The following is an 11965-nucleotide window of genomic DNA, read 5'->3' as shown; positions in this document are numbered from 1 at the left end:
TTACAACCTACTCTCTTTTCTTTTAGAACAGGAAAGCTTCCCTTGCGGGTGCGTCTTGGTGTGTATTTTTTGTCTTTTGTCCTTATTTTGCTTATTATTTTGCTGACACTGCTTTTCATCTTTGATTTCCTGCCGGCTTCCCAAAAGAAGATAGGCGAGGATATGGATGATTATCTTACTGTATATGAAAGAAATATTTCCCTGCATATGGGCAATATCGTCGCTGCCAGCCAGCGGCTTGCTCCTGAGCTGACGCGTGTTGTCGAAAAGACCCTGGCCCAGAACAACGCTGCGTTCAGCGACGTGACGGATAATGCGCAGCTCATAGGCAAGCTGGAGTATGAAAGCATCCCCCTGCTGATCCAGAGCCTGAGGGAATCCCGTTCCACCGGGGCGTTCATCATCCTGGAAGCGACGCTCAACAGCTCGCTTCCCAAGGCAGCCACGTCGCGCTGCGGTGTCTATCTGAAGATCAACACGCCTGTTAATTTCAATACGGTAAAGGCGCCTGTGGCCTGGTTGCGCGGGATGCCGCAGATTGCCAGCCGCTATCGCTTTGCCATCCACAATAACTGGGACATGGAGTTTGACATCTCCCATATCTCCAAATGGGATGAACTGCTCCAGGAGGCAAAACAGGCCCCGAGAAACAGCTATTTTTTTGCCAAGGCGCATTATCTGCGCGGGACATGGGAAAAAGTGCTTTTGATCTGCATCCCCATGTACGGGGAGAACGGCGAGATATACGGGGTTTGTGGCCTTGAGATCAGCAGTCTGCTTTTCAAGCTGGCCCATGCACATCTTTCGCCTCCCCTGGCCGGTCTGACAGGGGTCCTAGCCTTGCGGCAGCAAGATACCGAGGGGGGGGGGAGTGAGCCTGGACACCGGAGCTGGTTTTCAGGACGGGCCTGCCCTGGCCATCCCGGAGGACTCTTCCGTCTACAAGGTCACTGCAGAGAAAGATTACAACCGCTACAGCGATGGCGAGATCGTCTTTGTGGGCAGGGAAAAGCCGTTGCGGCTGGCGCCGCTTCCGCTTTTTGGCGAAGATGCCACCTGGGTTGCCGCGGTATTGCTGCCCCAGCAGCGGGAACGAAGCATGCTGATGCATCGTTATATCCTTGTGGCGTCTTTCCTGATGATCTTTTTGGCCATCGCCCTGTTGCTGGCCATATTCTTTTCCCGCTGTTACGCGGCACCTGTCCTGAAGGGCATACGCAATGCCAGGGAGGAAGGAGGCTCAGGCGGCACGACCCAGATCCGGGAGCTGGATGAACTCATTGCCTTCATGAAGGCCAGAGAGCAGGAACTCATTTGCCAGATGGGAGAAAACGCCCATGAAATGCGCGACGCTGACCAGGTGGAGTTGAGCGCATATCGCATGTTCGTCAATCAGATAGAGACCCTGACGAAAACAGAACGCATCGTCTTCGATCTTTATATCACCGGCCTCAACTCACATGAGATCGCCAACAAGCTCAATCTGTCCATCAATACCATCCGCACGCATAACCGGAATATCTACGCCAAGCTCAACGTCACTTCCTACAAGGAAATGATGGTCTACATCCAGATGATGACGGGCAGGCAGCAAGGCTGAGTACCCCGATCCCCAAAGAGCAGAGCCCCCGGACAGGGGGCTCTGCTCTTTTCATCTTCATGATGACACGTTTTTTCGACTTTTTGCGCGTTTTTCATCGCAAGGATGATGCATGGTCATCCCGTGTCAGGCTATGACGCTCCCAACAGGCAGCCTATCCAACGCCTGAGGAGGGAACCATGAAAGGCATACGCACACGCCTGTTGCTCGTGGCGTTTCTTGCCCTGTGTCTGACCATCGCGGCCCCGGCCCGTGCCCATGAGGATACCTCGGAGATGAGCCGCGCCGATCTCCTGCTCCTGCAGGACACTGTGGCCCGGCTCTGGACACTGCATGTCGGCATCGGCGAAAAGCAGCCCGGAGACAAGGCACCGCATGAGACCTTCGGCCTTGTGAAAGACGAACAGCTCTCTCCCGCTTTTGTGGCACGCCTCGTCCTCCAGCTGGTGGACCCGGATGCCGGCACGCAACGTCTCCTCCCGGAGATGGTCGCCACCCCCGAAGACCGGAAGAGCATACGCGTCTTTGACAAGGTGCCGCAGCGCTACACTGTCTACCTTCCCTTCACGGTCCTGGAGGCCACGGCGCGGGAGTACCTGGGCTGGCCCTTCGACAAGGCGGCCCTGCCCAAGGCCGACTACATCCTGCTGGGCGAAAAGGGCCTGTTCCTCGACTATGACGCCATGTTCCAGTCCTGGCCCCTGCGCCATCAGCAGCGGGCCTTCGCCCTGTCCATCAATCTGTACCAGCATGGCGGAGATAACTGGATCATGGAAGGCACGGTACGTGTCCCCGAGCAGGCGGAAGGCGATATCTGCCGCATCAGCAGACGGGAAAACTTCGGCATGCACCTCAAGAGGACGGACGGTTGCTGGCGCATCCTTTTCCTCGGCTTTTGCGACGGCCGGCACCCCCTTCTCTTCGGCAATGACGGCATGCCGGACGACCGCGGGCGCCTCCATGTCCTCGGCTTTGACATGCAGTAAGTTTCCCCAGCGAGGTGGATCATGAACAAGATCTTGCTTTTGGTGGTATCGGCCTGCCTGCTGCTCTGTCCCCTCTCCGCTTCCGCGCAAGGGAACGCCCCGTCCCGGGCGGAAGTGCTCGTCATGAAGGACAATCTGCTCATTCTCTGGAGCATGGGCCTGACGAAAAGTGCCCCCAAATCCCAGGAGGCCTTGTGCCGGGATGCGCTCTTCTTCCTTATTCTGTCCGAAGGCTCGGCCTGTGGTGTGGATCGCCGTATGGACCCTGATCTCTTCCAGGGTATCCCCGAAAGGTACATGGGCTTCGTGCCGATGCAGAAGGTGGAGGAGTCCGCCCGGACCATTTTCGGTCAGGAAGTGAGCCAGCACGTGGCCTTCAAGGGGTCCTATTTCGACGGCAACGGCTATTTTCTCGATTTTGGCGCGCTGAGCGACAAAACTGGCAATATATGCAACCTGTCCCCGGATAATTTACTGCCAGGCTATGCCAACGTGGAGATGATGGAGCCCATAGATGAAAAACACTGGGAAATGTTCGGCAGGCTCCAGCGCTTCAAGGAAGTGGACGGCGGGGAAATCGTATGGAAAGAGGCCACATTCCACGTCATCGTGCATCATCAGGACGGCAAGCTGTTGCTCAGGAGCTTTGAGTTCACGGAACAGGCCATGGGATAATGGCTGGATGAGGAGCTTCTCCCAAACGCATGGGAGTGTGGATGGCTGAAAGGCCCCAAAACGGAATGATAGGCCTGTTCGAGGATCTTTCATCATATCTGCAAAAGGGGCTGAAAGCACAGCCTGGACAACACCGTAATCGACTGAATTGAAATCAGGAGGAACTATGCATTCATTGGCAAAATGCATTGCGTTGGTTTTGATACTCCTGGGATGGGCGGCCGTGGCTCAGGCCGTCCCTGTGGATCTGCTGAAGACGCCCGTCCCGGCCGACGTGGCCTGCGGTGGGGCCGTGGATGAGGCCGCCACCCTGAAGGCCGTGCAGCACTGGGTCCTGCTGTGCAACAACGAGCTGTCCGCCATCGACAAGAACGATGAACGGCGGATCATGGGCTATCTGCTGGACATGAAGGTGGATTACCTGAGCCACCTCCGGAGACACTCGGTCAAGGAAAAGATCTCGGAGCTCGTGGAGCCCGTGCTCCAACGCTGGGTGCAGCAGGCCCTGATGAAGAAGGGCTCGCTGACGCCCGCGGATCAGAAGCTCTTGGCTTACCTCGGCTCGCTGGCTCTCGTTCCCACCATGGAGGAAGGGCTGGCCTACCTGCGTCTGGACTATGCCGCTTTCTACAAGCATGTCCACTTCAGCCCGGCGGCCAGGGCCTTTGTGGATGTGCTGGTCTCCCAGCCCATGAGCGACGAGGATCTGGGCGGTGAGGAATACTACAAGTACTGGCCGCATCTGCACATGGCCGAATGGGCCGCGCAGCTGGAAAAGTTCCTGCGCGCCCATGCGGGCAATCCCTATGCGCCCGATGCCCTCAAGCGCTATCACAGCATCGTGGACCTGATGTTCTTCAAGAGCGTTCCGTCGCGTGGCCCCAACGGGGTCATTGACCGGTGGAACTGGCAGAAGAACGAGATACTGGGTCCCCTTGCCCAGACCTATCAGGGTACTCTGACCGGGCGTCTGATCGGGGACTTCATCGCCGCTGTGGATGCCAATGGCCAGAAGGCTCCCCAGGGCCTGAAGCAGCGCTTCGCCGCCCTGATCGATGCCGAACTGGCGCCGAAGAAGGGCGCGGATGCGGCCACGGCCCCTGCCGCGCAGGTCAGCTTTTATGAAGGCCAGGGCGTCATCAACAACAAGATCCCCGTGGCCCTCTGGTTCGACAGCCGGGAGGGCATCGTCTCCGGGGAGATCGTCTATACGGCCACCAAGGCCAGAAAGCCCATCCGCATCCTGGGCCGGGAAGAGGCCGACGGCGCCTTCCGTCTTTATGAGATGCTGCCCAACGGGGACATCTCCGGCACCATCACCGGCACGCTCACCGACGGCGTCCTGTCGGGCACATGGACCGGCCGCCCGCGAATGATCGAGAAGAGTGAAGGCAAGTACAGCTTCAAGAGCAGCAAGCAATTCCCCATCAAGATCAGCGCCGTCAAGAGGACACATGCCCCCTATGATTGGATATTCGATGCGGCGAATGCTTCCGGGACATACGCCTACAGCGTCGGGGACAAGTGCGATGACGGCACGGTCAACCTGCGGATCAATAATGACGGGACCGTCAGGTATCGCATCATAGGGCTGACCGGAGCGCCCTTTTACAGGACAGCCTGTTTTCCTGAGGATGCCTTGTCTGGTGAGACTGGCGTGGCACGGTTGCATGGCAACCGCATACTTATCGAAGAAGACGCAAACTGTGCCATAGAAATAGCACTGTACAGCGACTTCCTTGTTTCCAGCTATGTGGATGGCAAGGTCTGCCGACACCGTGTGGGAGACGGGGCAACAGCAGAGGGATTGTTCCTTAAAAGGCGCTGATACCGGCAGGGGACCGATGCAGACTTCGCGTGCCATGGACTTGTCCAGAGGCAGGTCTTCAGGAGAGCGAGGCAAGAAGAGGGAATCATCAGGGCACGATGTTCTTAGCGCATCACCTTGGCCTGCTCCGTGCGTCTTCGCCAGATTCTTTGCAGGGGAGGGGCCAAGGTGCGGTCTTTCAGCACTGAACGTCACAAAATGCTATGACAGAATCCTTGAAACAGAAGAAGGGAGTCAGAAGCCTGCTTCATATTCATGATGACTGCCCTTTCCTTAGATTTTTGTCCTGTTTTCATCACAAGGATGATGCATAGTTGTCCCCTTTCAGGGTAAACATGCTACCAACTGGTAGTATATTTAACGTCTGAGGAGAGAACCATGAAAGGCCTATGCACACGTCTGTTGTTGTCCGTAACGTGTTTTTCGCTGTGTCTGACTTTTGCATCTCCGGTCCGTGCAGGCGAGGATGCCGCGCAGGTGTTCCCTCAAGTACAGGCAGATACTGAGCTGCCATATGAGCCGGAAGATGCGTCCATGTCGATGAATCGTGCGGACAGGTTGCTTTTGCTGAGCAATGTTGTCTCGTTATGGAAACTGCGTGTCAGTATCGGCCAGGTTCAGCCTGACGACATGATACGAGCTGAGACCTTCGGTCTTGTGAAAAACGGACAGCTCTCTCCCTCTTTTGTCGCACGTGCTGCGCTTCAGATCATGTTGAGGGATGCTGATGCTCCCAGGCTTAGCGGGCCGGAGTGGCAGGCTCCGCCTCGCCCTGCCGATGTGCCGCAACGGTACGATATATATATTTCTTTTGAGCAACTGGAGCGCACAGCACAGGAGTGGCTGGGCTGGCCCTTTGATAAGTCGGCCCTGCCTCAGGTTGACTACCTTCTGCAGAAGGAAAACTGTCTGTACGCCGATGTACAGATGTTGCTGAAATCCTGGCCAAGTCCCATGTTCCATCCCCGCGAGTATGACATCTTCGCCGTACCTTTCAAGATCTACCTCGAACAGGATACCTGGATCATGAAAGGCGAAGTATGGGGCTTCCAGCAGGCGCAAAACGATATCCTGGACGTGATCACGTGCGAGACGTTCCGCCTGGTAGTCCAAAAGACGGGTAAGCACTGGCGTATCCTTTCCCTCGACTTTAGCGTGTAGAGTCTTTCCTCAGTGAGGTGGATCATGAAAAAGATCATGCTGTTGATGATACTGATGTGTCAGATGTTCTGTCCCCTCTCTGCACCCGCACAAGACAGCGGTCCGTCCCGGGTGGAGGAACTTCTCCTGCAGGATAGCATGCTTGTTCTGTGGAGCATGGGCCTGAAGGAGAGTGAGCCTAAGAATCAGGACACGCTGTGCCGGGATGCTCTTTTCTTTGTCATTTTGTCTGAAGACTCATTTGTCTGTGGCGTAGAGCGTAGTAGATATCCTGAGCTCTTCCGGGGCATACCTGAAAATTATCAGGGATTCATATCGAAACGAAAGGTGGAAGAGGCTGCCCGAACCATTTTCGGTCAGGAAGTGAGTCAGCACGTTGCTCCCGAGGGCACGTTTTTTAACGGTAACGGCTATTTTCTCGATTTTTCCGTTCTGAGCGATAAAACCGGGTATTTGTGTCACCTGATGCCGGACGACCGGCGGCCTGGTCATGTCTATCAGCCGATAGCGGAGCCTATAAGCGATACCAGCTGGACAGTGTATGCCAAGCTTCTTCGTATACTGAAGGATGTAGATGGAGGACTGGTTATATTAAAAAGTGCATTGTTCGAGGGAGAAGCTTATTATCATGACGGAAAATTGTATATGAAAAGATTTAATATCACGGAATTAGCTACGAATTGAAAAGAGTGAACGGGCATTTCTCCTATAAATAGTACTATGACCATCTGAGAGGGCCTGACGTGGCATGGAAGAGTCAGTTCGCAGGTCCTCCACCATATCTGAAAGAGGGAAGTTCGAAATATCAGCCGGGCAGCATTGTTATCGCTTGGCTCAAACTAGGAAGGAAGTATGCATTCATTCTGGAAAAAGCATCGTTTTGGTTTTGATGATTCTGGGATGGGGGGGAGGCTCAGGCTGTCCCTGTGGATCTTCTGAAAACGACTGTATCGGTCATGTGCCCTGTCTACTAATAAAGAAGGCGCTCTCATGAGGAGCGCCTTTCGTTCGGGCTAAGCTTCATTTGTATTTTGGATGTCTGTGCCATCATGAGGGCATGAGGCGTCCTGATGTTCCGTCAGGGGGGAGCAGCAGGGGGCAAGTTCCTGTGAGGTCCCTCATCTGGAGAGTTTGACGAAGTGTCCGCTGCCGTCCCGTTCTTCTTCCTTGAGTCCTTCACTGACCTGCTGCCAGTCACGAGATGATGGTCCATATCCAGATGATGGCGGACAGGAGGCAAAATAGAACGTTTTGAAGCACTGCGGTAATCCTTGAAGCTGAAGAAGGGCATCAGACGCCTGCTTCATCTTCATGATGACTCCCCTTTCCCTGGCTTTTTATTCCTTTTTCATCACAAGGAGGATGCATAGCTGTCCCCTTTCAGGGTAGAACTGCTATCAACTGGTAGTGTAGTTAACGCCTGAGGAGGGAACCATGAAAGGCCTACACACACGTCTGTTGTTCGCAGCGTGTTTTTCCCTGTGTCTGAGTATTGCAGCTCCGGTTCGTGCCATCCAACCCCGACCTCCCCTGAATGTAAATTCTGAGAAAGTACACGAGCTGAACAATGTGGCCAAATTGATGAGTCGTCCAGAGAGGCTGCTTTTGCTGGACAATGTAGTCTCGTTCTGGAAACTGCGTGTCGGTATCGGCGAGGGGCAGCCTAAAGACATGTCACCACCGAGAACGAGGACCTTCGGTCTGGTGGAAAACGGACAGCTTTCTCCTTCTTTCGTTGCGCGCTCAGTGCTTCAGCTCATGGTGATGGCCTCAAATGAAGGCATCATGAATTTTCCTGAAGCGTGTGACAATGAAGAGGATAAGCAAGAACTTCTGCGGCTTTTTAACGGAGTGCCAGAGCAGTACAGGCTTTATGTTACGTTTGCAAAATTGGAGAGCGTGGCGCAGGAGTGGCTGGGCTGGTCTTTCGACAGATCGGCCCTGCCTCAGGCCGACTACTTCTTTCGGAAGGAGGAAGGGCTGTTCGTCGATGATATCCGGCTGTTCGAGTCCTGGCCTCTGTACCATGAGCATGACGCTTTCGCCCAGCCGTTTAATCTGTACCCTGAAAATGACGCATGGATCATGGAAGGCGAAGTGCGTGGCCTGTATCAAGCAGAAGGCGATATCTTGCGAGTAACCAAGCGGGATACATTCCGCCTGATCGCCAAAAAGACGGGTAAGTATTGGCGCATCCTTTCCCTCGACTTCAACGCACAGTAAGTTTCTTCAGCGAGGCGAATTATGAACAAGGTTTTGCTTTTGGTGATATTGGCCTGCCTGCTGCTCTGTCCCCTACCCACTTTCGCGCAAGGAGCATTCCCGTCTCGGGCGGAGCAGCTCGTCATGGAGGATAATTTGCTTATCCTGTGGAGCATGGGCCTGACAAAGAGTGCTCATAAATCCCAGAACGAGCTGTGCCGGGATGCGCTCTTTTTCCTCATCCTGTCTGAAGGCTCAGTCTGTGGTCTGGATCGTGATGAACATCCTAGTTTTTTCCAAGGCATATCTGAAAATTTGCGGGGGTATGTGCCGAAGGATGGGGTGGAAGAGATTGCCCGAACCATCTTTGGTCAGGAAGTGAGCAGGCACGGAGACTTCGAAGGAGTCTACTTTGATGGTAACGGTTATTTTATTGATTTTTCCGTTCTGAGCGACAAAACGGGCAATATATGCAACCTGTCCCCGGATGATTTACTGCCAGGCTATGCCAACGTGGAGATGATGGAGCCCATAGATGAAAAACACTGGGAAATGTTTGGCAGACTCCAGCGTTTCAAAGAAGTAGACGGCGGGGAAATCATATGGAAAGAGGCTACATTCCACGTCATAGTACATTATCAGGACGGACAATTGCAGCTTAAAAGCTTTGAGTTTACGGAACAGGCTATGGGCTAAGACAGCTGATAAGGTTTTTCCTGTAAAAATGTTGGCTCTTGACTGACAGAAAGAACCCTAAACTGAATGAAAAAGCTCTGTCCGATGTTTTCCATTATATCTGAAAATGGAAAACCAGAAGTATCAGTCGGGAGAATATCGTATCTATTGAATCGAAATAGGGATAAAGTATTCATTCTGGCATTGGGTAGTGTAAGATCCTTTGTGTAAATTGAGGTTGAAGAGGTAGGGGAACCGCCCCCCAGGAGAGGGGGTACCCCCTCTCCTGGGGGGCGGCGCAGACCCACAGATGGAAGTTTGAGTTGGACGCAGCCTGTGATAGTTCACGCCTCAAGCCAACCAACCTCAAGGAATAGTACACACAAGGAGCTTTTCATATGACTACAAGCAGGAAGACCACTCGGGCCAAGACTGTCACATCTCGTGAAGAAGACACCATGATGCTCCAATGCATACAGGCTCTCTTTGACATGCAAGGCACCGGTCTCAAGGCCCTAGAGAGCCTCAACGACTGTGCTGACAAGAGCAAACTGGCCAAAGCCGTTGCTCAGTACCAGGCCGAAAACGGGGGCTCTATTCTTGCCGCCATGGGGGCTGTCTGGTTCAAGAAGGCAGCCGAGATGCTCATGGAAAGCGAGTTGGCCGCCCATCTAGGCTACAACAAGTACGAGCGTCTTCCAAATCAGTCGAATGACACCCCTGATGAAATCGCCTCTGACGCCCCCTCTGACGTGTCCGAGGGGAATGGGAGGAGGAAAGGTGCGCGCAACTATCGAAACGGCTCGTGTCCGCGAAAAATGCACACCTCCGGTGGAACCATTGAAGTTGATTGTCCCAGGGACCGCAAAGGAACGTTCGCTTCCGCTGTCTTCCCCAAGGACGTGACTGGTCTCCAGGAGAAGCTCTTGTCCCTTGTCGCTCAGGGCAACGACCTGCGCTCCGCCGCCCGGATCGTGGAGGAACTCATGGGCGTGAAGGTCTCCCACGAGTATGTCCACATGACGGTTGAAAACTTTAGCGAGCGACTGCAGGCATGGCAGAAACGTCAGCTCAAGCCCTTCTACCCCTTCCTCTTCATCGACTGTCTTTACGTACCGTTCCGCGACGACAAACTCTCCTCCAAGGATAACAAACGGCCGGTCTACGTCGTGCTCGGCATCGACGCAGATGGACGTAAAGAGCTCGTTCACCTTGAAATGAGGGGAGCCTGTGAGTCCAAACAGGACTGGGTGAACATCTTCGATGGGCTCCGCTCCAGGGGCCTCGAGGAGTTACTGTTTGTCTCCATGGATGGCGTGACCGGTGTGGCTGATGGTCTGAAGGTTATCTATCCCAATGCCCGTACATTTCGTTGTATAGTACATATGATTCGCAATAGTTGCAGGCATATAGGATACAAAGAGCGGAAGGAGTGGTGTGCCGATATCAAACCTCTCTACAGCTCCCCAGACCTGACATCGGCGGAGGCAGCACTGCGTGCTCTGGAGAACAAGTGGAAAGCTTCCAATCCCGCCGCAGTGAAGTTCTGGGTGAGGAATTTCGATGAGTTCGTAGCTCCCCTCTACAGTGTGACCTCCTCCATTCGGAAGGTCATATATACTACCAACGCTGTGGAATCATTGAATAGTAGTCTACGCACGGTAGTGCAGAAAGGTGCGTACTCCAGTGAAAAGGCCATTCTCACCAGCATGCTGTTGCGATGCGAGAAGGGGCTCGCATCCAACTGGCGCCGGAGAGCAATTCCTAACTGGACGAAAATACGTGAGGAATTGATGGCTATCGAAGAATACGAAGAGCTTTGTATTCGATATATGGATTCGACCGGCTGCTAGGCCAGCAGATGACAATTTTCCCCCCCTATCTCCAAACAGAATTTACACAGTATACTTGACACTCTCATGCATGCTTTTGTTTTGCCGATTTACCCATATGCGGGAAATGTGGTGGTGAGCTCGACAACAGCCTATTCTATAACTTCTTCCACACGATTTTTTAGATTTGACTTCCTGTGACTGATCTCAAAATTGTCTCCCCTCCGTATCATAGGAGACCAGATATCGGCAAAAGATATCTTTGGAAAAGCCCATATGAGATAGACGCTATTAAAATTTTTCATTGGGAACTCCGTAGGCATATCGCCCAATTGATGGGAGCATTTCCACCAAAACGGAGTTCCCTTTCCTTTTAGGAGCTATTGCCAGATTAAATCGAAACTAGGGCCATTGTAGCAGAACTACCTGTTTTTCATCATCAGTCAGGTAGCCAATCAAAGGTAAGGCCACGTTGCGTTTGTAATGCTGTTTTCATAAGAAGATGGCATGTTCATATCATATTTTTTTGTCTAAAGTATCGAGCACGATAAAAGCTGTCTTTTGCGGAGTTTGTTTTTTCGCAGACCTGAACTTCCCAAAAATTACCACTCAACGGCCAGCCAGTGGTGTTCACCGGCCTAGAAAAGTCATCAGCTCCTGATAGCCCTTGCCGCTAGATTTAAGTGCGACTAAGATCTCATGGGCCATCACATTCTCTCGTTCTTGTTGCAAGGTGCCCAGTTCACTACATAGATTATCATATCGAGCCTTAGTCTTTTGAATTTTTTCTTTTAATATTTCAATTTTAGCGTCAATCGAGCGTAATGTTTTAGTTCTGCCCATTTTTTAACTCCTAACTAGCGATAACTTACTCTTTCAGTTCGGCTAGGTGACTCAAAATCTCATTTACTTTGCATAGAATGTCATCTTGGCTCAGACCAAAAGCCTGTGCGATTGCTTTTTGGGTCTTTGTCAAAGCAAAGTCTAATTTGTATAAGGAACCATT

The 11965-nt window shown here is 52.9% G+C and carries 12 protein-coding genes; 9 read left to right on the top strand and 3 right to left on the bottom strand.

What is annotated here, in order from left to right; all coding sequences use genetic code 11:
- The gene (locus B5F76_RS07935) at window positions 1-795 is read right to left on the bottom strand and encodes a hypothetical protein (RefSeq protein ID WP_144268423.1); all 795 of its coding nucleotides are present in this window, start codon (window positions 793-795) and stop codon (window positions 1-3) included.
- A 76-nt stretch (window positions 796-871) separates the two neighbouring features.
- Here B5F76_RS07935 and B5F76_RS07930 point away from each other — a divergent pair, with 76 nt between their 5' ends.
- From B5F76_RS07930 to B5F76_RS07905, 6 genes are all read left to right on the top strand, one after another.
- Window positions 872-1600, top strand: a complete 729-nt coding sequence (locus tag B5F76_RS07930) for a helix-turn-helix transcriptional regulator (protein WP_087353068.1) — start codon at window positions 872-874, stop codon at window positions 1598-1600.
- Between the two features lie 179 nt (window positions 1601-1779).
- On the top strand, window positions 1780-2586 hold the full coding sequence (locus B5F76_RS07925) for a hypothetical protein (RefSeq protein WP_087353066.1): 807 nt from the start codon (window positions 1780-1782) through the stop codon (window positions 2584-2586).
- A gap of 21 nt (window positions 2587-2607) precedes the next feature.
- On the top strand, window positions 2608-3261 hold the full coding sequence (locus B5F76_RS07920; protein WP_087353064.1) for a hypothetical protein: 654 nt from the start codon (window positions 2608-2610) through the stop codon (window positions 3259-3261).
- A gap of 166 nt (window positions 3262-3427) precedes the next feature.
- On the top strand, window positions 3428-5089 hold the full coding sequence (locus B5F76_RS07915; protein ID WP_087353062.1) for a hypothetical protein: 1662 nt from the start codon (window positions 3428-3430) through the stop codon (window positions 5087-5089).
- Between the two features lie 378 nt (window positions 5090-5467).
- Window positions 5468-6250, top strand: a complete 783-nt coding sequence (locus B5F76_RS07910) for a hypothetical protein (RefSeq protein ID WP_087353060.1) — start codon at window positions 5468-5470, stop codon at window positions 6248-6250.
- Window positions 6251-6274: 24 nt separating this feature from the next.
- Window positions 6275-6934, top strand: a complete 660-nt coding sequence (locus B5F76_RS07905) for a hypothetical protein (RefSeq protein ID WP_087353058.1) — start codon at window positions 6275-6277, stop codon at window positions 6932-6934.
- 434 nt (window positions 6935-7368) lie between these two features.
- Here the strand turns inward: B5F76_RS07905 and B5F76_RS14495 are convergent, their stop codons facing one another.
- Window positions 7369-7563: a hypothetical protein gene (locus tag B5F76_RS14495; protein WP_144268422.1), complete on the bottom strand. Its 195-nt coding sequence runs from the start codon at window positions 7561-7563 to the stop codon at window positions 7369-7371.
- A gap of 121 nt (window positions 7564-7684) precedes the next feature.
- Here B5F76_RS14495 and B5F76_RS07900 point away from each other — a divergent pair, with 121 nt between their 5' ends.
- The 3 genes from B5F76_RS07900 to B5F76_RS07890 all read left to right on the top strand — a co-directional run bounded on the left by B5F76_RS07900 (window position 7685) and on the right by B5F76_RS07890 (window position 10980).
- The gene (locus tag B5F76_RS07900; protein WP_087353055.1) at window positions 7685-8473 is read left to right on the top strand and encodes a hypothetical protein; all 789 of its coding nucleotides are present in this window, start codon (window positions 7685-7687) and stop codon (window positions 8471-8473) included.
- Between the two features lie 21 nt (window positions 8474-8494).
- Window positions 8495-9148 (top strand): hypothetical protein, encoded by a 654-nt coding sequence (locus tag B5F76_RS07895; protein WP_087353053.1) that lies wholly within the window; start codon window positions 8495-8497, stop codon window positions 9146-9148.
- Between the two features lie 377 nt (window positions 9149-9525).
- A complete protein-coding gene (locus B5F76_RS07890) occupies window positions 9526-10980 on the top strand; it encodes an IS256 family transposase (protein ID WP_087353051.1) in 1455 nt (484 codons plus the stop codon).
- A gap of 609 nt (window positions 10981-11589) precedes the next feature.
- On the opposite strand, the gene B5F76_RS07885 is transcribed toward B5F76_RS07890, so the two are convergent.
- Entirely contained in the window at window positions 11590-11802 is a 213-nt protein-coding gene (locus B5F76_RS07885) for a hypothetical protein (protein ID WP_087353050.1), read from the bottom strand.
- Between the last annotated feature and the right edge of the window lie 163 nt (window positions 11803-11965).

The organism is Desulfovibrio sp. An276 (assembly GCF_002159665.1).
GTDB classification, from domain to species: domain Bacteria; phylum Desulfobacterota; class Desulfovibrionia; order Desulfovibrionales; family Desulfovibrionaceae; genus Desulfovibrio; species Desulfovibrio faecigallinarum.
This window is presented reverse-complemented; position numbering and strand designations above follow the sequence as displayed.

What these genes read in the sequence shown, in the direction of transcription:
- B5F76_RS07935 (WP_144268423.1), bottom strand. Translation starts at nt 795, where the DNA reads ATGGGCCAGCTTGAAAAGCAGACTGCTGATCTCAAGGCCACAAACCCC.
- B5F76_RS07925 (WP_087353066.1), top strand. Translation starts at nt 1,780, where the DNA reads ATGAAAGGCATACGCACACGCCTGTTGCTCGTGGCGTTTCTTGCCCTG.
- B5F76_RS07920 (WP_087353064.1), top strand. Translation starts at nt 2,608, where the DNA reads ATGAACAAGATCTTGCTTTTGGTGGTATCGGCCTGCCTGCTGCTCTGT.
- B5F76_RS07915 (WP_087353062.1), top strand. Translation starts at nt 3,428, where the DNA reads ATGCATTCATTGGCAAAATGCATTGCGTTGGTTTTGATACTCCTGGGA.
- B5F76_RS07910 (WP_087353060.1), top strand. Translation starts at nt 5,468, where the DNA reads ATGAAAGGCCTATGCACACGTCTGTTGTTGTCCGTAACGTGTTTTTCG.
- B5F76_RS07905 (WP_087353058.1), top strand. Translation starts at nt 6,275, where the DNA reads ATGAAAAAGATCATGCTGTTGATGATACTGATGTGTCAGATGTTCTGT.
- B5F76_RS14495 (WP_144268422.1), bottom strand. Translation starts at nt 7,563, where the DNA reads ATGAAGATGAAGCAGGCGTCTGATGCCCTTCTTCAGCTTCAAGGATTA.
- B5F76_RS07900 (WP_087353055.1), top strand. Translation starts at nt 7,685, where the DNA reads ATGAAAGGCCTACACACACGTCTGTTGTTCGCAGCGTGTTTTTCCCTG.
- B5F76_RS07895 (WP_087353053.1), top strand. Translation starts at nt 8,495, where the DNA reads ATGAACAAGGTTTTGCTTTTGGTGATATTGGCCTGCCTGCTGCTCTGT.
- B5F76_RS07890 (WP_087353051.1), top strand. Translation starts at nt 9,526, where the DNA reads ATGACTACAAGCAGGAAGACCACTCGGGCCAAGACTGTCACATCTCGT.
- B5F76_RS07885 (WP_087353050.1), bottom strand. Translation starts at nt 11,802, where the DNA reads ATGGGCAGAACTAAAACATTACGCTCGATTGACGCTAAAATTGAAATA.